Annotated in this window: 24 protein-coding genes and 1 pseudogene; 7 read left to right on the forward strand and 18 right to left on the reverse strand. The window is 34.6% G+C overall.

The features are described 5' to 3' along the window. Positions 1–84 precede the first annotated feature (84 nt). Both B5X55_RS07090 and B5X55_RS07095 read left to right on the forward strand, forming a co-directional pair. A complete protein-coding gene (locus tag B5X55_RS07090) occupies positions 85–459 on the forward strand; it encodes a hypothetical protein (RefSeq protein WP_079511907.1) in 375 nt (124 codons plus the stop codon). A gap of 132 nt (positions 460–591) precedes the next feature. Beyond that, positions 592–1296 (forward strand): hypothetical protein, encoded by a 705-nt coding sequence (locus B5X55_RS07095; RefSeq protein ID WP_079511908.1) that lies wholly within the window; start codon positions 592–594, stop codon positions 1294–1296. A gap of 49 nt (positions 1297–1345) precedes the next feature. Here the strand turns inward: B5X55_RS07095 and B5X55_RS07100 are convergent, their stop codons facing one another. After that, positions 1346–1837 (reverse strand): nuclear transport factor 2 family protein, encoded by a 492-nt coding sequence (locus tag B5X55_RS07100; RefSeq protein WP_079511909.1) that lies wholly within the window; start codon positions 1835–1837, stop codon positions 1346–1348. Then, positions 1824–2321, reverse strand: a complete 498-nt coding sequence (locus tag B5X55_RS07105) for a hypothetical protein (RefSeq protein ID WP_079511910.1) — start codon at positions 2319–2321, stop codon at positions 1824–1826. Before B5X55_RS07105 ends, B5X55_RS07100 begins: the two co-directional genes overlap by 14 nt. Positions 2322–2384: 63 nt before the next feature. Here B5X55_RS07105 and B5X55_RS07110 point away from each other — a divergent pair, with 63 nt between their 5' ends. After that, a complete protein-coding gene (locus tag B5X55_RS07110) occupies positions 2385–3332 on the forward strand; it encodes an NAD-dependent epimerase/dehydratase family protein (protein WP_079511911.1) in 948 nt (315 codons plus the stop codon). Positions 3333–3348: 16 nt separating this feature from the next. Here the strand turns inward: B5X55_RS07110 and rimK are convergent, their stop codons facing one another. From rimK to B5X55_RS07140, 6 genes are all read right to left on the reverse strand, one after another. After that, positions 3349–4719 carry a 30S ribosomal protein S6--L-glutamate ligase gene (gene rimK, locus B5X55_RS07115; protein WP_079511912.1) on the reverse strand — a complete coding sequence of 457 codons (1371 nt, stop codon included), beginning with the start codon at positions 4717–4719 and terminating at the stop codon, positions 3349–3351. A 38-nt stretch (positions 4720–4757) separates the two neighbouring features. Beyond that, positions 4758–6284, reverse strand: a complete 1527-nt coding sequence (locus B5X55_RS07120; protein ID WP_079511913.1) for a bifunctional GNAT family N-acetyltransferase/carbon-nitrogen hydrolase family protein — start codon at positions 6282–6284, stop codon at positions 4758–4760. Positions 6285–6425: 141 nt separating this feature from the next. After that, positions 6426–6749, reverse strand: coding sequence for a hypothetical protein (locus B5X55_RS07125; RefSeq protein ID WP_079511914.1), 324 nt, complete (start codon positions 6747–6749; stop codon positions 6426–6428). A gap of 2 nt (positions 6750–6751) precedes the next feature. Continuing rightward, the gene (locus tag B5X55_RS07130) at positions 6752–7729 is read right to left on the reverse strand and encodes a deoxyhypusine synthase family protein (RefSeq protein ID WP_079511915.1); all 978 of its coding nucleotides are present in this window, start codon (positions 7727–7729) and stop codon (positions 6752–6754) included. Beyond that, complete coding sequence (gene speB / locus B5X55_RS07135) at positions 7716–8654, reverse strand: agmatinase (protein WP_079511916.1); 939 nt, start codon at positions 8652–8654, stop codon at positions 7716–7718. The genes B5X55_RS07130 and speB overlap by 14 nt, the downstream gene beginning before the upstream one ends. A gap of 93 nt (positions 8655–8747) precedes the next feature. Further along, positions 8748–10160 (reverse strand): arginine decarboxylase, encoded by a 1413-nt coding sequence (locus tag B5X55_RS07140; RefSeq protein WP_079511917.1) that lies wholly within the window; start codon positions 10158–10160, stop codon positions 8748–8750. A 459-nt stretch (positions 10161–10619) separates the two neighbouring features. Between B5X55_RS07140 and B5X55_RS07145 the strand changes: the two genes are divergently transcribed. Further along, a complete protein-coding gene (locus B5X55_RS07145) occupies positions 10620–11366 on the forward strand; it encodes a DUF4488 domain-containing protein (protein WP_079511918.1) in 747 nt (248 codons plus the stop codon). Between the two features lie 87 nt (positions 11367–11453). Here B5X55_RS07145 and B5X55_RS07150 read toward each other — a convergent pair whose 3' ends face one another. The 9 genes from B5X55_RS07150 to B5X55_RS07190 all read right to left on the reverse strand — a co-directional run bounded on the left by B5X55_RS07150 (position 11454) and on the right by B5X55_RS07190 (position 19793). Beyond that, entirely contained in the window at positions 11454–12665 is a 1212-nt protein-coding gene (locus B5X55_RS07150) for a hypothetical protein (protein ID WP_079511919.1), read from the reverse strand. An 18-nt stretch (positions 12666–12683) separates the two neighbouring features. Further along, positions 12684–13466 carry an ABC transporter permease gene (locus tag B5X55_RS07155; protein WP_079511920.1) on the reverse strand — a complete coding sequence of 261 codons (783 nt, stop codon included), beginning with the start codon at positions 13464–13466 and terminating at the stop codon, positions 12684–12686. Then, positions 13459–14169, reverse strand: a complete 711-nt coding sequence (locus tag B5X55_RS07160; RefSeq protein ID WP_079511921.1) for an ABC transporter ATP-binding protein — start codon at positions 14167–14169, stop codon at positions 13459–13461. Before B5X55_RS07160 ends, B5X55_RS07155 begins: the two co-directional genes overlap by 8 nt. After that, complete coding sequence (locus B5X55_RS07165) at positions 14166–15398, reverse strand: nitrous oxide reductase family maturation protein NosD (RefSeq protein ID WP_079511922.1); 1233 nt, start codon at positions 15396–15398, stop codon at positions 14166–14168. The genes B5X55_RS07160 and B5X55_RS07165 overlap by 4 nt, the downstream gene beginning before the upstream one ends. A 100-nt stretch (positions 15399–15498) precedes the next feature. Beyond that, a complete protein-coding gene (locus tag B5X55_RS07170) occupies positions 15499–15930 on the reverse strand; it encodes a nitrous oxide reductase accessory protein NosL (protein ID WP_079511923.1) in 432 nt (143 codons plus the stop codon). A gap of 29 nt (positions 15931–15959) precedes the next feature. Beyond that, a complete protein-coding gene (locus B5X55_RS07175; RefSeq protein ID WP_079511924.1) occupies positions 15960–16571 on the reverse strand; it encodes a hypothetical protein in 612 nt (203 codons plus the stop codon). Positions 16572–16695: 124 nt separating this feature from the next. Beyond that, positions 16696–18657 carry a Sec-dependent nitrous-oxide reductase gene (gene nosZ / locus B5X55_RS07180; RefSeq protein WP_079511925.1) on the reverse strand — a complete coding sequence of 654 codons (1962 nt, stop codon included), beginning with the start codon at positions 18655–18657 and terminating at the stop codon, positions 16696–16698. 37 nt (positions 18658–18694) lie between these two features. After that, the gene (locus B5X55_RS07185) at positions 18695–19276 is read right to left on the reverse strand and encodes a fasciclin domain-containing protein (RefSeq protein WP_079511926.1); all 582 of its coding nucleotides are present in this window, start codon (positions 19274–19276) and stop codon (positions 18695–18697) included. A 10-nt stretch (positions 19277–19286) separates the two neighbouring features. Beyond that, entirely contained in the window at positions 19287–19793 is a 507-nt protein-coding gene (locus tag B5X55_RS07190) for a c-type cytochrome (protein ID WP_079511927.1), read from the reverse strand. A gap of 122 nt (positions 19794–19915) precedes the next feature. Between B5X55_RS07190 and B5X55_RS07195 the strand changes: the two genes are divergently transcribed. From B5X55_RS07195 to B5X55_RS07205, 3 genes are all read left to right on the forward strand, one after another. Beyond that, complete coding sequence (locus tag B5X55_RS07195) at positions 19916–20353, forward strand: RrF2 family transcriptional regulator (protein ID WP_317042694.1); 438 nt, start codon at positions 19916–19918, stop codon at positions 20351–20353. Positions 20354–20910: 557 nt separating this feature from the next. After that, the gene (locus B5X55_RS07200; RefSeq protein WP_079511928.1) at positions 20911–21210 is read left to right on the forward strand and encodes a type II toxin-antitoxin system RelE/ParE family toxin; all 300 of its coding nucleotides are present in this window, start codon (positions 20911–20913) and stop codon (positions 21208–21210) included. A 4-nt stretch (positions 21211–21214) separates the two neighbouring features. Continuing rightward, positions 21215–21499, forward strand: coding sequence for an addiction module antidote protein (locus tag B5X55_RS07205; RefSeq protein WP_079511929.1), 285 nt, complete (start codon positions 21215–21217; stop codon positions 21497–21499). Positions 21500–21600: 101 nt separating this feature from the next. Here the strand turns inward: B5X55_RS07205 and B5X55_RS19330 are convergent. Beyond that, positions 21601–22871, reverse strand: a pseudogene (locus B5X55_RS19330) (transposase); the annotation flags it as partial.

Below are 22871 nucleotides of genomic sequence, written 5' to 3' on the forward strand. Positions count from 1 at the left end.
GCAAAATAGTTAATATATTATTGATTTTCAAGTACTTAGCAATATATGGCATACCTTTATATAGCAATATAAAACCAAAATGTCATGAAAAAAGCAAAATTGAGGGAGAGGGTTTTAGTTGAATTAGAGAAGCTCATCTCCCTAAGTTGTAAGAATCCTAACGGTTCTAGAAAGTACGAACAATTACATGTCGCATTATTAAAAAAGTACTACAATGCTACCAATGTAACCATAGATTATCACCGACATAGAATAAAGATGGAGGTAATACAAGATGATAGTTTATATGACCCAAAAACGATAAATACCTATTTACCAATAATTTACACTAATTTACTTTTTAATAGTCTAAGTAAATTTTTAAATTCTTGTGTTGAAAAAGACAATAAAAGTATTGGGTTTTACTCCCATCTTTTAAACTCTTTTAGAAAGTCTAATAATATCATTGAATTGGTTTAAACTCTTATAAAATCATTAATCTGAGAAGGCGTCTATTAGGCGCCTTTTCCTTTTTTAGCATTTAAGGCTTTCCTTAACAGGATCATACAGAATATTTTAATAGTTTAGCGCACCTTAAATAGAACTAAAAAGATGAAAAAGACAGTTTTGATAGTATTAATTGCCACATTATTTTCTGGCAGTTTTGGATATTCACAAACGAAGACAGAATTAGAAAAGCATTATCAAGCATTTTATGACCAAATGCGTCTACAAGGAGATGTAGATGGTGTTATCAATGCATTGACCCATTTGAACGTATTATCGCCTTCTAAGGAAAGAAATGATACCCTTGCATACATCTATGCAAATGATAATCAGCATTTACAGGCTTTAAATACCATTGGAATTGAAAAAGTAGATTCTGATTCTGACTTAGCAGTACAGGTAAAAGCTATTTCTTTAAAGGCCTTAAATCAGCCAAAAAGATCTTTAGAGCAATTTGAAATTTTAAATATCAGAGAGCCTAATGCATATCTTGCTTATGAATTGGCAGATTTAAAAGTTCAATTAGGTGACAATGCAGGCGCCATGACCAATGTAGAATATGGTATTGCTAATGCTACCGACGACATGAAATATGCTTTTTATGAGCGTCAACAACCTTACGAGGTTCCTTTAAAAGCAGCTTTTATGCACATTAAAGGTCTTATACAGTACAATATAGACAAAAATAATATTGATCAAGCAATTGCTACAATTGACCAAGCTTTACAAATAGACCCAAATTTTAATTTGGCAAGTTTAAGCAAGCAAGCTTTGACATCTAGAAAAGATGCTCCTCAAGAAAAAAAATAACATCAAGTTTTACTAAATAAAAAAAGCGGATCCAATGAATCCGCTTTTTTTATTTATTTCTTATTTGTTTCATCAAAAGACTGTCCTTTTCACTTTTGATTTTCACTAATGCATCAACATTCTCATTAGGCACAGCTATAGAAAGAACGTAATGGGCAATTTTCCATTCACCGTTTACTTTTTTCAAAACACCAGAACCTCTACAAATTTTCATTTGCGTATCTAAAAGTTCATCGAACCAAGAAAAATTCGTTTCACTATTTAAATAAATATTCCGCTCGAAAGCCATAAAATTCCAAGCCCTACCCTTATCAAAATGAGGTTTAGCATAATTTATGAACTCATCTCGCTGCCAATTTTCAGTTGCATCTGTTCCTATAAATACAGCATCTTTAGTCATTAGACCAAAGTACGTATCAAAATCAGCCGAACTGGCAGCAGCATGCCAATCGTCTAAAGCTTTAGCAATTAGAATTTTTTCATCACTCTGTCCAAAAAGCACAGTACCCATAAATAGAATTAATACACTAATTTTCTTCATTCGCACGTAATTCATCTGGTAGCGTATTATTTACCACCACATTAAACTGATTTCTAAGGTCATTGAAAGCGGTTATCATTTCTACCAAAGATTCTTTTGGGTTTTGGCGATATTCTAAATCACCTTTAGTTTTTAAAACATAGGTTTTAAAAACCTTTTGTCTTCCTTTTATCTGAGGGATATCAAAAGAATTTGGATAAATACCAGCCTCCATTTTTTTTTGATTTTCAACTAATTCATCTATTATTAAAACGAAATCTTCTCTATTTTCAGTTGAATAAATCTTATCAAAACTGCTTTCCAAGACCATAAAATCTTTCCAATTATTAAGTATAGTCTGAGCTTTTGAATCTAGACGTACTTTATTGGGAAGACCATCAGTAACCTGCCATTGAGAATCCTGAACATTTTCTGTTCCTGACACAGCTTCTTTACATGAAGAAGCCAGAATTATTACTATTAAAAAAAAGATAATTTTGGGCATAAGCGAATGTACAAATTTTAAGAAAAGGTATCTTTATCCAATATTCATTTAACGCTATTTTAAATGCCAAAATACATATTAATAATTGGAGCTTGTGGTCAAATAGGAACTGAACTAACATTAGCCCTCCGTGAAAAATACGGAAACCAACATGTCATAGCAAGTGACATAAGAGAAGGTAACGACGAATTAATGCAGTCTGGACCCTTTGAGATACTCGATGCCACCAACTATGATAACTTAGAGGAAGTTATTGCCTATTATGATATATGTGAAATTTATTTAATGGCAGCCATGTTAAGTGCTACGGCAGAGAAATTTCCGATGCGTGCGTGGAACTTGAACATGAATACGTTGTTTAACGTACTGAATTTAGCAAAAGAGAAAAAAATCGATAAAGTTTTTTGGCCGTCAAGCATAGCCGTTTTCGGTCCAAATACCCCTAAAGACGATACCCCACAAAACACCATAATGGAGCCTAGTACCGTATATGGGATCAGTAAACAATCTGGCGAACGCTGGTGCGAGTATTATTTCAACAAGTTTAATGTGGATGTGCGTAGTATTCGTTACCCTGGACTTATTAGCTGGAAAACAATGCCTGGAGGTGGTACAACCGATTATGCTGTTGAAATATACCATAAAGCCTTATCAGAAAGCTCATACACGTGCTTTTTAAAAGAAGACACTAAATTGCCCATGATGTTTATGGATGATGCGATACGTGCAACTTTACAGATAATGGAAGCTCCTGCCAAGAATATTAAGGAACGTTCTTCTTATAATTTAGCAGCAATGAGTTTTACCCCAAAAGAAATGGCTGAAAACATTAAAGCAGTTATTCCTGAGTTTAAAATTGGCTACAAGCCTGATTTCAGACAAGCCATTGCCGATTCATGGCCAAGTAGTATAGATGACTCTAAGGCACAAAAAGATTGGAAATGGAAGGCCGAATTTGACCTTCAAAAGACTACGGAAACGATGTTAGAAAATTTGAAAAACAGGGTTTAGCCTGTTTTTCAAATTCTTAATTACTATACTTCAAACGTTTTTCAATTGCCACAATCATAGCATTGGCAATATCCTTACCTGTAGCGTTTTCAATACCTTCAAGTCCTGGAGATGAATTCACCTCTAACAATAAAGGCCCTTTATTAGATCTAATAATATCAACGCCGGCAACCGCCAAGTTCAATACTTTAGCTGCTTTTAAGGCTAATTTCTTTTCTTCTGGAGTAATCTTAATAATTGAAGCTACACCACCTTGATGAATATTCGCCCTAAATTCACCTTTTTGAGCTTGTCGTTGCATGCTAGCGACAACCTTACCGTTCACTACAAAACAACGAATATCCTGACCATTTGCTTCTTTAATGAACTCTTGCACCAAAATATTAGTATTCACACTTTTGAAAGCATTGATAACACTTTCTGCAGCTTTATTTGTTTCTGCCAGAACCACACCCTTACCTTGGGTACTTTCTAAAAGTTTTATAATTAATGGCGCACCGTTAACCATCTTAATAAGGTCTTTGGTATCCATAGGTGATTTTGCAAAACCTGTAATAGGAATATGAATATCGTTATTGGAGAATAACTGAGAAGCAAAAAGCTTATCACGGGATTGGGTAATTGCTTCAGCAGAATTTTGACAATACACCCCTAGGTTTTTAAATTGACGAATCAATGCACAACCATAAAACGTAACCGCAGGTTTAATACGTGGTATAACAGCATCAAAATCTTTAAGAATAGTACCACCACGATATCTTATTTCAGGAGAATGGGCATCAAGTTTCATATAGACCTGCTCTACATTTAAAAACACAATTTCGTGTCCTCTAGCCTCAGCAGCTTCCATTAATCTTTTATTGCTGTACAATAACGGATTACTCGCCAAAAGCGCAATCTTTAATCCAGATTTTTCCTTAAAGTAAGGTGCGTACATTTTATTGACTTCGGTATCATCAAAATCTTGCAATTGATAATTAACCGCTGGGTTCACTATAAAACGCTCATTAAGTGCCTCTCTACCCAATAACATTCTAAACTCCATCGTATCTCTATTCGCCAATGTTAGCTCAATATCAAAAGTGGAATCCCCAATGGTAACCGGTGTTTTTATAACCAAGCGTACTTCAGATATACCTGAAGAACTTTTTACCATCCGACGATCAACCAATCTTGCCTGACATTCGATTGCAATACTCCGATTTTCTTGTAATGGGCTCACTTCAAACTTCACCCATTCGTTAGCCCCTCTATTAACTATTTTTATATTCGCAGCCTGTAAAGAAGATGTTTTTGCGCCAGAATCGACCCTTGCTTTTATAGCTGGTATACCCAACTCATTAAAAACACACCACTCTTCACTACCTATAATCTGTAAATTATCCAAATTGTTATTTTTTGACTCCTTTAAGTATGGAGTTTTTCTTATTTCTTTTTTAACTCAAATAAATCTGTTCTTCTATCCTTTAAATTGCGTACCGCGCCAAATTGATTAAGCTCTCGCAATAGGTCAATATCCACATCTGCGATTAAAATCATTTCTGTATTTGGGGTAGCTTCCGCCTTAATACCATTGGTTGGAAAAGAGAAATCGCACGGTGTAAACACCATAGATTGAGCGAACTGTATATCCATATTCTGAACATTTGGCAAATTGCCAACACTACCAGCAATGGCTACATAGCATTCATTTTCAATCGCACGTGCTTGTGCGCAATGGCGCACACGTGAATAACCGTTTTGGGTATCGGTCAGGAACGGAATAAATAAAATGTCCATGCCTTCATCTGCCAATAACCTACTTAGTTCAGGAAATTCAGAATCATAACAAATCAAAACTCCTATTCTACCACAATCCGTATCGAAAGTCTTGAACTGCGTACCTCCTTGCATTCCCCAAACCTTTGCCTCGTCTGGGGTAACGTGCAGCTTTTCATAACGTTCCATACTACCATCGCGTCTACATAAATAACCTACATTATAAAGGCGGCCATCTATCATTTCAGGCATACTACCTGAAATAATGTTGATATTATAGGATATAGAGAATTCAGAAAATTTCTGAACTATGGCTTGGGTATGTTTAGCGAGCTCTCTAATAGCATTGGATGTAGACATATGATTGTTACCTGCCATTAAGGGAGCATTAAAAAATTCTGGAAACAGAGCAAAATCCGACCTGTAACCAGAAACAGAATCTATAAAAAATTCCGCTTGCTGTAAAAGTTCCTCCAAGTCTTTGTAAGGGCGCATTTGCCATTGAATCAATCCTAAACGAACAATTGATTTTTTGGTAGCCGCCTTTTTATTCGGTTTTTGATAATAGATATTATCCCATTCCATAAGAATAGCAAAGTCTTGAGAAGCTTTATCACCATCTAAATACCCTTTCATTACTTTAGCGGGATGAAAGTCGTTACTGATTTGAAAACTCAGTACTGGATCATGAATTTCTTTACGACGAACCTTAGCAATATATTCTTTTGGCGAAAGTTCTGAAGCATGTGAATGGTAGTTAGGCATACGACCACCAAATACAATACTTTTTAGGTTCAACTTCTCACATAGTTCTTTTCTATAATCATACAAACGTCGACCTAAACGTAAGCCCCTAAAACTAGGTTTTATAAAAACTTCTATACCATAAAGTACATCACCTTCATTATTATGGGTATCGAAAGTATATTTACCAGTAATTTGTTCGTATGTATGATTATCGTCGAACGCATCATAATCTACAATTATAGACAACGCTACACCAGCAATTTGTCCATTGATTTTTATGACTACTTGGCCTTCTGGAAATTTATTGATTAAAGATTTTATATGCTCCTCTTTCCAGTATGACCCAGGCATACTAGCATAAGCAGAAATCATTGCTGCTTTAAGCTCTTGATAATCATCAAGATCTAAAAACTTTAATTCAATATTTTCAATTTCATCAATTTTCATATAGGTGTTGTAAATACAACGATGTTAAGTTTAAAATGTCTGTATATAATATAATCCTTTTCCGGAATACAAATAGCAAACCGGAAAAGGAATATTTTAATCTTATTTAAATGTCTTTGTAGTTCTAACTAGGTATTAAAGCTAGTCTTCATCTTGACCATCGGCCATATCTTCTGGATCTGGCTCTACTACTGCTGCTGGATCATCATCATCGAAATCTTCATAATCATCTTCGTCATAATTCTCCATAGTATACTCAAGCTTAGCGCTTATCTTCACTAAATACTTGGTATCAGCAGTTAACACCTCAACAGCTTCAATACGCTCTCCTTGTCCATTTCTGAAAGAGATAATATTACGATCATCGTAACCGTCAGGATATTTATCTACCAAAAGTTTAAGAACTTCTGGAGTCAATTTTTTAAAGTCTACAATGACTCTGTTTAAATGTGCGTTCTTGTCCATAATTACATATCTAAAAGGTAAGCAAAAATCAAGGGTGCAACAATAGTCGCATCACTCTCGATAATATATTTGGGAGTATTAATATCTAATTTACCCCAAGTAATCTTTTCGTTTGGTACAGCACCAGAATATGAGCCATAACTGGTTGTGCTATCACTAATTTGACAGAAATAACTCCAGAAAGGTGTATCTGTACGTTCCATATCTTGATATAACATTGGTACTACACATATTGGGAAATCGCCTGCAATGCCACCACCAATTTGAAAGAATCCGATTCCGTTTTTAGAATTTTCGGTATACCAATCGGCCAAGAAAGTCATGTACTCAATACCCGATTTCATAGTACTTGCCTTTAATTCTCCTTTCATAACATAGGAAGCAAAAATATTACCCATAGTACTATCTTCCCAACCTGGGCAAATAATAGGCAGGTTTTTCTCTGCAGCAGCATACATCCAAGAATCTTTAAGGTCTATTTCGTAATATTCCTCTAATACTCCAGAAAGTAACATTTTGTACATAAATTCATGAGGCAAAAAGCGCTCACCTTTATCATCTGCATCTTTCCATATTTTAAAGATATGCTCTTGTAATCTTCTAAAAGCCTCTTCTTCTGGAATACAGGTATCGGTAACTCGATTTAAACCTTTCTCTAACAAATCCCATTCATCTTGAGGCGTTAAATCTCTGTAATTTGGTACGCGTTTGTAATGAGAATGTGCTACCAAGTTCATAATATCTTCTTCAAGATTAGCGCCAGTACAAGATATAATTTGAACCTTATCTTGACGAATAACCTCTGCGAAAATTTTACCTAGCTCAGCTGTTGACATTGCGCCCGCTAATGAAACTAGCATTTTAGCTCCATTATTTAGTTGCTCTTCATAACCTTTGGCAGCATCTACCAAAGCCGCAGCATTGAAATGTAAATAGTATTTTTCTATAAAATTGGTGATTGCACCTTTAGTCTTCGTCATCTTCAAATTTTGAATTCGTATTTGATTTATAATCTATATCGAAGGTATTATCATACTCTTGATCAATATCTTGACCAGCAAATTTATAGCTAAGCATTTTGTAATATAATTTAGCTGCTAAGAAATCTGATGATTTATCATTTTTATTCGGGCAAAGTTCTACAATATCAAAACCAACCACATTCTTATCTTCGAAAACTTGCTTTAAAAACTCTAAAGTCTCATACCAAAGTAACCCGCCTGGCTCTGGTGTACCTGTAGAAGGCATAATAGAAGGGTCAAAAGCATCTAAATCTAATGTTATAAAAACATTTTCAGTCATGGCTTCTATCACCTTATCCGTCCAATATTCATCATTCACCATATCATGGGCAAAAAATGTTTTTTCTTCATCCATTAATGTTTTTTCGATAGCATCCATAGAGCGAATACCTACCTGCACCAAATTTGTAGTCTGGTTGGCTTCATATACAGCACATGCATGATTATACTTTGTGCCTTCATATGATTCTCTTAAATCTGCATGTGCATCAATCTGCAACACAGTTAGATTATCAAAACATTCATTAAAAGCACGAATTGAACCAATGGACATAGAATGCTCGCCACCAAATAACGTAACAAATTTATTACGTTTAATAAAGTCTTTCGTGATTGCATGCACCTCATTGACCATAGCCTCAGGCGAGCTGTTTTCGGTTATGGGGTCAGTTAAATGAATTCCTTGTTTGTAAACTTCAGAATCGGTTTCAATATCATACAATTCCATGTTTTCAGATGCTTCTAAAAAAGCTTCTGGACCTTTGTCCGCTCCTTTACCCCAAGTACTGGTTCCATCATAAGGAACAGGAATCAAGATAATTTTGGATTTTTCTAGTTGGGCGAATTCATCGGCAATACCGGCATAATTCTTAGATGTACTCATGATATTTCAGCTATTGTTAAGTGGTTTTTAAGAAAAATTTTCAATTTTATATACGTAATTCTATATTTAACGGTCTTTTAAATCTACTTATTTTTATTCATTAGAAGCATCAACATCATAACCTAATATACCTAAAAGGTCTTCTGCTTTTTGCTGCCCTCTAAAGAGCTTATAAGTGAAATTACCATTTTCATCTTTATCTATCAAAATATGTTTTGGCTGAGGAATAAGGCAGTGTTGTAAACCCCCATAACCTCCTATTGATTCTTGGTAAGCACCCGTATTAAAAAAGCCTATATATAAAGGTTTATCTTTTCTATATTTTGGTAAATAAATAGCGTTCATGTTCTGCTCACTGTTATAATAATCATCACTATCGCAAGTAAGGCCTCCTAAAAGTACACGTTCATATTCATCATTCCAACGATTAATAGGCAACATGATAAATCTTTTGTTTATCGCCCAAGTGTCTGGTAATGTAGTAATAAAAGAAGAATCAATCATGTTCCATTTTTCACGGTCGTTCTGTTGCTTTTGATACAAGATTTCATAAATAGCACCACCACTTTCACCTACGGTAAAACTACCGAATTCGGTAAAAATATGTGGCACCGGCACATCTGCCTCAGAACATGTAATACTTATCTGATTTAATATTTCATCTATCATATATTGATAGTCATAATCAAATTGCAGAGAATTTTTAATAGGAAAGCCTCCACCAATATTTAAACTATCTAAAGAAGGGCAAATTTTCTTTAAACGAACATATACCTTAAGGCACTTTACTAATTCGTTCCAATAGTAAGCATTATCACGAATACCGGTATTGATAAAAAAGTGAAGCATTTTAAGCTCTACCTTATCATTGTCTTTTATTTGATTTTCATAAAACGGAACTATGTTTTTATAGCCTATACCCAATCGAGATGTATAGAACTCAAATTTAGGCTCTTCTTCAGACGCAATTCGAATACCCACTTTAAAGGTGTCATTTATAGCGTCGGCCAATAAATCTATTTCTTCATAGTTATCAATAATCGGTATACAATTCTGATGGCCGTTATTAATTAACCTAGCAATATTATCTATATATTTTTCACGCTTAAACCCATTGCAGATTACATAAGTTTTATCCGTTAATTTACCATCTGCCTTAAGTTTTTCAATAATATTGATATCAAAGGCTGATGAAGTTTCCATATGAATATCGTTTTTTAAAGCCTCGTGCATTACATGCTGAAAATGAGAACTTTTTGTACAATAGCAGTAGTGGTACCTACCCTTGTAATCATTCTTTTCTATGGCATTCGCAAACCAGTTTTTGGCTCTTACAATATTCTCAGAAATTTTAGGGAGGTAGGTGAATTTTAAAGGACTACCATATTCCTGTACTAAATCGTGTAAAGGAATACCGTGAAATTGTAAGTGTTCACCATCTAAATTAAACTCTTCTTGAGGAAAATAATAAGTTTGATCAATAAGATCAATGTATTTGGTATTCATGAAATTGAATTATAATGATTTTTTATAAATATAGCAACTCGCCTACAGTTTGAAAGTTAAGAAAACGTAACCATCTAATGGAAAATCAAACTAGAATTTGCTTTTGTGTGGTAGGAATGAAGAAATAATCATGCTGACTTTGCACGATTGTTGAAAAAGGATGGGATGTTAGCTTTACTAGTCTAAAACCAATGTTATAAGCTATCTGTTGAAAATATTTCCAACTTCCCCTAAATCCAAACATAAAAAAATCACACATAATGTTCAGCTAAAAGCTTGAAATCTCTAACACTCATAATAGCGTATTAGGATAGAACAAATGAAATCAAAAAAAATGAAAAAACAAGCGTTTTCATTTTTTTTACGATGAGCTACTTTATTGAAGTATTAAATTCGTAATAATACTTTCAAATATCATGTAACTAGTTTATTTTTAACACATTAAAAACACTTAAAGCGATGAAAGAAAAGAGAAAATATACCGTATTGAGTTGCTCCTTACTCACTTTACTGTTTTTGACGGCCAATTTTATCGCAAATGGTCAGATATCTGAGGGGATTTATGTTGACACTTTAGAAAATACCAGCTCAAAACGAATACACCAGGTTAAAATACTTGATGATTATTTTATCTATACCGCTTATGAAAATGAACCCGCTAATTTCATAAAAACATTTGGTGGTTTTTTTACCATAGAGAAGACTGATGCTAAGACTCTATTGGTCGTTTTACTAGAATTTAACTCTAATTACGAACAAGATTCTATTAGGCAGCTAAGTATACCGGTAAAAATGATTGGAGAAAAATTACAATTGAACTGGTTTGAAGAACTGACTTTAGAACCTATTGAAACTAAAACTCAAGATTTAGATGGCGAATGGCTTTTTGCAACTAGAGGCCCTGATACAGGTCAAGAAAGGCGAGGGGAAGAAAGCTCAAGAAAAACCTTAAAATTTCTAAAAGATGGTACGTTTCAGTGGATTGCTTACGATACAGAATCTTTTCGATTTTCAGGTACTGGCGGAGGTAGTTATAGTTCGAAGGATGGTGTATATACCGAACAGATTGAATTTTTCTCTAAAGACAATTCAAGGGTAGGCGCTACACTTGAGTTTAACTATGAGCTTAATGAAAATGACTGGCACCATACAGGCAATAATAGTAAAGGAGAGCCTATGTATGAGATATGGGCAAAACGTGAATAAATGGTTGATTTAAATTTAAAAGAATCTTTTGTCGCGCTTTAAGCGTAAGCGATTGCTTTTATAAAAAATGAAACTCAAAAACATAACTCACAAAGAATGCTTTGTTTTTATGTTCGCAATTAAAATTAATAGGATGCTTACCGGAATAAGCAAACTACCTAAGATTAGAGTCAAAAAGTAACCATCTCCTATTTGTAGGCTTAACAACCCCGCTAAACCTTTATAGAAAATTAAAAATTCGGTCATTATAAATCCTGTTAAGTAAACTACATAACCTAGTCTTGATATATGTAACAACTTATAAAAATCCATGAGTAAGAATAAGCTTAAGGTTACAACACCCAAAAATGTCCAATGGAGATAACCGATTGTAAAATCAACATAAGTTGCTGCCAAGTTTGCAAAGAACGGAATTGACGTTATTAACTGAAGTATCATTTTGATTAGCAACAATACCGAAACAGTAGTCAATAATTTAAATTGAAAATTCGAATATAATTGTTTTAATGTCGACTTTTTTGTGGAAATATATTTAGCTAAACCTAAGACTGCTATAATCTGAATAACACTCCCCAATCCTCCTAAAATATTGAATAAAAAAGAAGGTTTAGTCCATAAAGCAGATAAAGAAAATGTCAATATGATTCCTAAATTAAAGCTCCAGAAAAAGCGTCTGAACACATTTTTTGGTAATTGAATATTGTTTTGCTCCAGCAGATAAAGTAACAGCCCTATTAAGGCTAAAACCATCCACCCATTATATTGAAAATGCAAATAGAAATAGATGGCCATTCTGTACCAAATAGACTCAGCACCAATTGTGCTCATTATTGCCCCTAAGGCCCAAGGCCCTATACTAGAAAGCACCATATAACCTAAAGCTATCTTAACACATTTAAACGAATTTGAGTCTTTTAATTCTTTCTTACCATGTTTTAATATAAACCAAGTAAAACTATATGATGCAAATAGAAATAAGGTTGAAAAAACAATAGAAAGAGCCTTATACCCTATAAAAGGAAAGGTCACCAACATACCAACAATAGTAATTTGAGTAAACCAAAAAATGTAGCGGTACTTAGAATAATAGGAGGCTTGATCTATATATGTTTTATAAATCAATGTAGTCAATGCCACATATACCCAACCCAATAATGCTATGTGCGAATGGCCATGTACTACAAAGCGGTAATTGATTGGGATTTCAATTGTATAAAATGCTCTTAAAACAACACCTAAGAGAGCTGCCAATAAAAAATAGATTAATGCAACTCTACTGTGCTTTTTTAATACTAACATTCTAAATAATTAAGCTCTTTAAAAATCTTGTCGCTTTGCTTTATAAGACAATCTCCAAATAGGTATCACCGTCCAGAGTACTAACATGAATATAGAAATAAAAAGACCCTTATCGGTTCCGAAAAATTGTTTAAAAACCGCACCTGTATATCCTAAAAGAGCAGAAATATCCAACTTTAAAAGAATCAGTGTTCTTGATAAATCTATAGGGTTGAACATTGTTGCAACCAATGAAAAAGTATCTAAAGGATATTCTTTAAAAATGATAAGTGACATTAGAAAAAGGCCATCATATATAACTGCCATAAATAACCACAACAATACCGCATAACCAAATCCTTTTATTTTATTTTCGTTAGATAGTGCTATGTTAAATGAAAGTGCTGTAAATATTAAAGTTAAAAATGCACCCGTAACCAAAAGCAATGAAAAGTCGAAAATGGCATCACTTTTAAATAGTCCATAAAGCACAAAAGGTATCCCAAGTCCTAAGACTAAACTCAACGTCAACGAACCTGCTACGCCTAAATATTGTCCTAAAAAAATTGAGGAACGTTTAATTGGCTGCGCCAATAATAGCTCAATGAATTCTTTAGAATTATAATAATACATAACCCCAAAAATGGTTCCTATCAGGGGTACTAGAACTATGATAATATTCATGAGTGTAATAACCGCTTTTGAAACATCGTTGTTTAAAAAGAGGAGTACGAACCCTAAAAGCAAATAGAAAAGAAAATATACGTAGCTCCATCGGCTACGAATTAAGTCGTAAAAACTATACTTTAATATTTTAAGCATTGGCTGGTGTAGTTGCTATGGCCGCAATGGCGTGTTCTAAATCGGTTTGATCGGTCTTTTTCTTCAATTGCTCAATACTACCCTTAAAATAAATTTTGCCTTCTAAAAGGTAAATTATTTCATCTGCCACTTCAGCCACAAACTGCATTATATGTGAGGTAATAAGAATGGTTTTTCCATTCGCCTTTTCTTTTTTTATCAATTCTTTTAATCGAATTAAAGAAGCAGGATCCAACCCTGTAGTAGGTTCATCTAAAATAAGCAAAGGGCAATCGAACATAAAAGCCAGAACAATATTTACTTTTTGTCTGGTGCCACCTGATAGGGTTGACAATTTTTTATCTAGAAAAGAATCTAGCTTAAAAAGCTCAATTAAAGTTTGCTCATCACTAGGTCTTTGTCGAATGTCTTTGATCATTCGAATCAGTTCTTTTACTTTTAGGTTACCTGGAAAGTTAGCAATTTGAGGTAAGTAATCTATCTCTTGCCGATATTTCCAATTCTTCTTAATTGCTATTCCCGATACACTGACATCTCCTTTATTCGGCACCACCATACCCAAAATACTTTTAATCAAAGTAGTTTTTCCAGAACCATTAGGACCTAGTACTGCAAAAATGCCACCTTTATCAATAGTGAGATTCAGACCAGAAAGGACCTCGTTCTTTCCAAATTTTTTATATAGATTTTCGACCTGAATCATAGTGTTTTCATCATTAAAGGATTTTTATCTAAAAGGTTATCGGGCGTAAATACTGGTGAAACTTTTTCTGAAAAATCAATTATATCCATAAAGAGACTTCGTAATAAAACAATAGTCTCGGGAGTCTTATTAACGATATAAGAAAAGAGTTTTACTGGTCTATAGGGAATATCACCGATACCATTCTTATCCAAATCATAACCCGTGTATTCGCTCCAGTAATTTTGGTCGAATACATTATCGTTCAACTTACTGTTATAGGAAATATCAAATGAATTATATAGAAAATTATTTTTGGTAAATGTGTTTTCGTAACATGCCCCAAGCACTTTAACGGCCCATCCGTTTTTTAGGAAACTATTATTCTCATACCTTATTCTGTTAGAGCCTTCAATATTAATACCGATGGTGTTTTCTTCAAAGATATTACCAGATATTTCAGCATCATTAATCTCTTTTAAAAGCATTCCAAAAGCAGCAGTTCCCCAATTTTTGCGAAAGGTATTGCCAATCATTTTTATCCGTTTCGAAAACATTACCGCCACCCCTGCCCCATTATTTTCAAATGTATTATTTGTGTAAATGTCATCGTTAGAAAACATAAAATGGAGTCCGTAACGCAAATTATCTGTGCTTAAATTGTCCTTTATAACGATGTTATCAGAAAATTCCAAATAAATGCCATCACGAACATGCTGTACAATATTTTTTTCGACTTCAACATTCTTACAATACCAAAGCTGTATACCATTACCAGAGTTATACTCGTCTACCGCATCACCTATTATTTTATTATGATATACTTTACCGTTATTTGATTTTTCCAGATAGATACCAAAAAACAACTTTTCCAATACCACATTTTTAATCATGAAATGTTCACTTTTTACTACCCTAATTGCGGCATAATCTGTAGTATAACTTGTACCTACATTGATGATAAAAAGTCCATCTATAGTTACATTGTCAGATACAATTCGAATTATTTCACCTTGGTCTTCACCATCAACTATTGGGTAATTTAAACCTATTAACGTCAATGGTTTATCTATCAGAATATTAAACTCTTTATAGGTCCCTTTTTTAATCAACAATGTATCAAAATCAGATGCCATGCTTACCCCTTCTGTAATAGATTGTATAGTACAATCTGAACAAATTGGTAGTGTTCTAGACCAACCCATGGAGGTAATAAAAAATGAAATAAAAAATATAAGGAAATACCTCATAATTTAATGATCAAGAATTTAGAATTAAAGGATAGCATAATTATTACTTGCTTAAAAGTATTGAAACTTAACCGAGATTTTTAGTATATCTTCTGTATTGTTAATCAAATCTTGCTTTTAGTTCTGCCCAGTTAAAAAGTTCACCGTCATTGGTTAATTGTGCTTTCTGAGCAGCCTCTTTTGAAGCAAACGCAGTCAAATATTCGCCCATAGGGCTTGGTATATTTTTGCTAATTAAATAGATTGCTTGAGTAGCGTCAAGCATCTTTCCGGGAGCATTATAATCATTTACCAAAAACACAGCTACTGTTGAAGGGTCAATTTCCTTTAAATGGTTCAACATACATTCGGAAGCATCAAAAACATAACTTCTACCTTTTTGTGTCATAAACTGTGCTGCATGCTGCTTATCAACAATGGTCATGCTACAAAAATGACAGCCGTCTGAACCATACGCTATTTCTTTCGGAGTACTGTTACAGCTCGTTAGCATCAGACAAAAGGCACTTATTAGGATGAAATAATTTTTCATGATTTTGCTAATTATATTATATGCTAACCCTAAGTTTTGGAAGTATTTTTCTTACCTACAAGAAAAGCAACCACAGTAAGCATCATCCCAACAAACATCATCCATGCACCAGTTTTTGGCAAAGAGGTAACTTGAAAATTCAACATATTGGCATGACCAAATAATGGCGGCTTATATGTCATAGGTGTGCCATCAGGATTTGCCATTTTCATAATAGCGTGAGGGTCTAAATTAGTGCCATAATCTATCATCCAAGCATTAAAATCATACATTCCTAAAACACCCAAAACTGACATTAAAAGAAACCATCCTATAAACCATTTATAACTTACCTTACCAATAAACCCTAAAAAGCCAATTAATACACCTAAAAACACCATAGCACCAATTACTTTAGGAAAAGCACTAAACTCCCACATTTCTTCTGGCTTTGGTATGGTTTTCATGCCGATATAATGATTTAGGCCATCGATATTGACTATATCGAATTCATTAAAACCTTTAATGCCATCTATAAAAATATTCATCCCTAGAGGTTCTGGATATTGTGGAGCACCTAACATAATATTCCATAAAGGAAAAATATACAATCCTAATAGAAATAAAGGACCTACCATCATTATTATACTAGCTTTTTTCATTGTATCACACTTTAAAATTCAACATTAATTTTGTTGTGGAAGGTTGTATTTAGTTGTAAAAAAAGCGGGCAAATTAAATAACGTACCCGCTTTTCGTTTGAAAAATATTCTTAAAGAAGTTTGACTAATCCTCGCCCAAAGACCAAGAAAGCTCAATATTTGAATCTGCTGGAGACACCCTTACGTAACCTTGCATTTCTTGGTGCAAAGCAGAACAGAAATCTGTACAATAAAATGGCCAAACACCTGGTTTTTTGGGTTCCCAAACCGAACTTTTTGTTTGGCCTGGCATAATTAATAACTCAGAAGTATTCTGACCTATCATTGCGAAACCGTGCGGTACATCAAAGTCTTGCTCGTGGTTTGTAATATGGAAATACACTTTATCCCCTACTTTTACACCTTCGATATTATCTGGAGTAAAGTGACTACGTATAGTAGACATATAGATGTGCACTTCATTGCCCTTACGCTCAACTCTAGCTTGATCGGGAGTTAGTACTGCATAAGGATGCTTATTCTCATCTAAACGATAGATTTTTTTAGATTTCGGAGCCAATAATTCTGCCGGAATACCCGCTGCATAATGCGGCTCACCATGGGTTGGAAAATCATAAAGAAGCTCCATTTTTTCACCAGAAATATCATATATCTGTGCTGAATGTTCCATCTCTGGGCCTACAGGTAGGTATCTATCCTTAGTAATTTTATTCAACGCAACTACATACTTACCAAATGGTTTTCTTGAGTTTCCGCCAGGTATCATTAAGTGTCCTACAGAATAATACGTCGGTTTTCTGTCAATTACTTCCCAAGTACCCAGTTTCCATTTTACAACTTCAGAAGAAATAAAGAACGTAGTATAGGCATTTCCTTTTCCATCAAACTCGGTATGTAATGGACCTAAACCACCACTTTTAACAACACCAGCCAAAACATCCTCGAACTTCAAGATAGGAATACCATATGCTTCACCATCGAACTTTTTACCTTCAATAGCAGCTATCATATTGTCAAATGAGTGCACAGTTAGATCTGCAGAAAGTTTACCATTTCCAATGATGTATTCTCCTGATGGATCTACATCACAACCGTGAGGAGATTTTGGTGTAGGTAGAAAAAATACAGCCCCAGGCACATCAAGTGGATTTACCGTAAGCACCTCTTTTTTCATTGTACTTGTTGCAGTATGCGTAGACTCATCATAAAGGTTGTGTGCATAATTTGCCGGCACTTTTTTACCACCACCATTATTTACATACTCTTCCACCATCTTCCAATTTATTGCAGCAATAAAATCCTTATCATTTTGAGAAGAATTAACTTCTTGTAATGAATTAGCTTCCTCAGTATTATAAGTTGTAAAGAAGAACCAACCGTGAGATTTTCCCCGACCTGGATGAGATAAATCGTAGTTAAATCCAGGCATTATTATTTGAAATTTAATATCCATATGGCCATGTTCTGGATCAACGCTTATAAAAGATAATGCTCCTTGAAAATTTCCTTTATATTCATTAATAGGCATATCACGTTGTGGAATAGGCACAGAAAAACGTGTTCCAGCAACCACATATTCTGTATTTTCAGTTACGAAAGACGAACTATGATTACCTGCACTATTAGGAACTTCAATAATTTCTTCCGTCTCGAATGTAGTAAGGCTTATACGTGCAATTCTTGGTGTATTATTACCATTAATAAATATCCATCTACCATCTAACTCTCCATTAGTTTGTGAAATATCTGGATGATGAGAATCATCCCAAGGTACAAATCCATGAGAAGTTTCTAGCATAGGTTTGGTTTCTTCAGAATAACCATAGCCGGAGGTAGGGAATTGTGAGAAAACAGGTATTTCTTTAAACATACGACCAGACGGTAAACCGTACACCGTAAGGTTACCACTATAACCGCCAGACATAAAGGCGTAAAACTCATCGTGTTCACCAGGTGCTACATAGACTTTTTCAGCATTACTCGAATTAAGTGCTCCACTAGATGAGTTCCCGTTTTGATTACCGCAACTAGATAGCATCAAAGCCGACCCTAGTAACGCAAATAATTGATATGTATATTTTTTCATTGTGTATTTATTTTATCTGTATTAAAGTTGTTATGATTTAATTAGAAGGAGGCAAAATGACTTTATCTACTACGTGTACAATTCCATTACCAGCAGGTATGCTCGCAATAATTTTAGCGCCGCCAACATATACATCGTCACCTTTTACTTCCACAATGGCATTTGTATCATCTGCCTGCCCTAATTTCTTAAACTTTTTTAGAAACTCTTTGTCGTAGTTTCCGGCCGTAACATGATGTTTTAGAATCTTCGCTAAAGTTTCTTTGTTTTCAGGTTTCAATAAGTTTTCTACAGTACCTTCTGGTAGCGCATCAAAGGCAGCATTAGTGGGTGCAAATACCATTAAAGGACCTGCGTTCACTAAAGCATTTTCCAAACTTGCAGCTTGTACCGCGGCCACCAAGGTGGTGTGGTCTGGTGAACCTATAGCTATTTGCAATACGTTTGGTGTTGAGCCATCATCTTCAATAAAGGCTTGTCCTTTTTTCTGAGTATCAGCCGCTTCATTTGTTGCAGCAGAAGTACTCGTGTTGTCAGTCTTGGCTTCATTCTTACAGCTGTATATTAATGACAGCATTAAAAATGAACCGAATAATAATTTTAAAGTGGTTGATTTCATAATATGTTGATTATAAGGTTCTAAAATATTCTAATATTGAACGGGTTTCTTCTACCGTTAAATTTTGGTTAGACATAGCTGCACCATTAAATTCAATTAATAAATCTTTAGCACATCTATCTTGTTCTGTCATTAACTTAGGATCAAGAATCATATTCATAATCCATTCAGGACTTCTTCTTTCTAGGATACCTATTGGTGATGGACCAATAAATCTCTTGTCTAACTTATGACAGGCCGTACAGTTAGTTTTGTAAAGTGCTCCACCAGCAGCAGCCATTTCTTTATTAATTTCTGCATCAAGGGTAATATCCTTAATTTGACCTACTCCTTTATCATCAAGTGTAATACGTTGTGATGCTGGAACTTGATCTATCGCTGGAGCAGCTTCTGCAGATTTCTCGGTAGACTTTGAACGATCTATACCAAAGCCTTCTTTCTTTTCTTCTTTACCTCCACAACTAATTAATAGTAAGATTGAGGCGATTAAAATAGGGTGATGTATTCGAATTTTCATATGGTTATATTTAAGGTTGCTTCAGCAAATATAATAATAAAAGATATAAAGGTCTTATTTTATTTTATATCTTTCCATCATAAAAGATTTATTAATAATATGCGACAATAACTTACCTTCGTATGGAAATGTTATCAAACGCCAGCAAGTATGCAATAAATGCCGTTTTGTTTTTGGCTCTCGACGCTCATAAAGACCGTAAAATAGGGGTTAAAGAGATTGCTGCAGGTATTGATGTACCCGTGGCTTTTCTTGCAAAATTGCTTCAAAATTTATCTCGTAAAGGGGTAGTATCTTCAACCAAAGGACCTAATGGTGGTTTTTATTTAACAGAAGAAAATAGATTACAGAAACTTTTGGTGGTAATAGATCATATTGATGGCCTATCTAAATTAAAAGAATGTGTACTAGGGCTTTCAAGTTGCAACAGCGAAAAACCTTGTCCTATGCACACCCTTGTTCAACCTCTTAGAAAAAAATTTTTATATGAGCTTAGCAACAATTCCATTTCAGCATTTGCGGAAAAAGTTCAAAAAGGGGAAACATTTCTTAACTATTAAGTCTATAGTTTCATCTAGACAGCAAAAAGGCATTCCAATCTTTTTATAAAAAATTCTCGGGTTTAATAATACCAAGTTTAGTATTAGTATATTTTAATAAAAAGTGACCTCGGCAAGAATCGAACTTCATTCGCTAAGCCCTTATTTTTAAAGGGTTATAAAAATTTACTGATTACAATGTTGACGATTTGTGAACTTTTTTGGTGATTTTTTTTCCGTCATATCAAATGTATGTAAATTGAATTAAAAGGAAAGATTGTAAAGGGTGAAATAAAATAGAAAGTGTTTTTTGTAGGTTATATTGTTTGTAATAATATTACATGTTCAGCTTAAAATTCTTATCCATATAGTCTTGCCATATGACCAATACATATTTGTCCTTTCCATTTTCGTTCTTTGTTAAGAAACCATATTCGTAAACAAATAAATAGTTTTATACGCTACGTTTCATACACAAACCGTTGTGGTGCATTATCTCACTCAAAAGGAAAATTTCAAAAATTCACTCCAAAATAAAAATAAATATCTTAAATTTGTATCCAAGTAGATACAGTTTTATGTTCTTTATTGAGAAAACAATCGAATTTGATAAGTGGCTGAGAAAGTTAAAAGACTTGAAAGGAAAGGCCAAGATTCTGTTTAGAATACAGAAACTAGAAAGCGACGAACACTTTGGGGATTGTAAACCTGTCGGTGACGGAATTAGGGAATTACGAGTGAATTTCGCAAAAGGTTACAGAGTTTACTTCAAAGAAAAAGATGGTAAAATAATTGTTTTACTCATTGGTGGAGATAAGTCGACTCAACAGAAAGACATAAAAAAAGCGAAAGAAATCTGGAACAATTTAAATAAATAGAAAAATGAGAACTTCAAAATTTGACATAGCAGATTATTTGGACAGCAAAGAAATGATTGCAGAGTATCTCAATACTGTTTTAGAAGAAGGAGATAATGCAGATGTCATTAATGCAATTGGACACATTGCAAAAGCGATTGGAATGACCAAGATATCTGAAGAAACTGGATTAAGTAGACCGAGTTTGTATAAAGCCTTATCTGATGGTTCTAAACCTCAATTTGCTACGATTATGAAAGTTTTGAAAGCGATTGGAGGACAAATTCAGGTGAATCCAATGTCTGCTTAAAAAAATAACGACACCACAACAATAGTAACCGTTGCGCAAGCTTAAATTCTGAACAGAACGGTTCAATATAAGCCTCTTTAAGAGGCTTTTTAAATGTCAACTTAGTACTGTAACGTCAATTTTGGATGCTTTAGCAATACTGAAAATGCACCTTGAACCACACTTTTTACCAAGAACTTAAAAGCGAACTGTCCTGCTTCACTATTGGAACGTTTTTGTTCGAATTTGAGATACTTTTTAAGATTGTAGGCAATTGCAGAGAGGTGCATCACTTTGTTGGCCTGCTTGATTCCAATCGTATTTATTTTACGCAGGCCCATGAACTGGGTGAGTGTTCCAAAAACCGGTTCTACCGTACTTTGCCGCTTGCCCTTCATATACCTTCCCTGTGGGCTTTGAACCCGTGCGATGTTCCTTTCATATTCATCTCGATAGTAGGTCACCGAGAACTGTTTCTCGTTTACTTTGCCCAAACATGTCTCGCGTAGCGGGCAGCCTTTGCAAATTTTACTCGATGCACGATAAGACTTCTTCTTGGTTTTGGTTCTACTATCTAAAAAGATCTTCTTGAATGGAATTACCTTCCCTTGAGCGCATAAGTAATGGTCATGTTCTTTTACAATAAAACATGTCCGAGGGGCCTCCTTTATAGGTGCCATGTGGTGGAATGAAACTTTTAAGTCCTGTTGCCTCAAGAAATGCATAGTTCTCTCCACTACTATACCCGGTGTCTGCAACACAGTTCTCCCAATACAAGCCCTGTTTCCATAAACGACCTTGTAATCGCTTTACGATATCCTGTAGCTGTTGGTTATCCTTACCATCTGCGTGATACGCTCTAATATCCGTTATCACATGATGCGCGGTGTCCACACTAAGCTGGCTCAGGTAGTTCAGTTTTCTGGCCTTACCAGGCTTTACACTTATTCGAGCATCTGGGTCTGTAGGGCTATAATGTGTTTTGTTACTCGTATACTTTGAGCCCTTGTTACCTGCGCCAGGTCTCTGGTCTTGGTCTTTTGCCCATTTCTTGTTACGACTCGCTATGGCAGCTAACTCTTTATTGCTTGCGGTAATGCTACGACCGCCTTTATCTGACTTGTCGTTCTTAGATTTACGGTGCGGAGCTTGTTTATCCATCGAACTTATCGCACGTATCTTTTTTAGATGCTCTTCAAGTTCTTCCTCCGGTACTTTGAGCTCCAAAGTATCCATACTCGCATTCGCTTTTACAGGTGCTGAATCTATAGCTTGAGTGTGACCACTCACCATGCCTTTGTCTATACACTTCTCTAATACCGTAGTAAAAACCTCTTCAAAAACAGATTCTGGAAATAGTTGACGGGTTCTACTTATAGTACTGTGCCAGGGT

It is taken from the genome of Maribacter arcticus (assembly GCF_900167935.1).
Classification (GTDB): Bacteria; Bacteroidota; Bacteroidia; order Flavobacteriales; family Flavobacteriaceae; genus Maribacter; species Maribacter arcticus.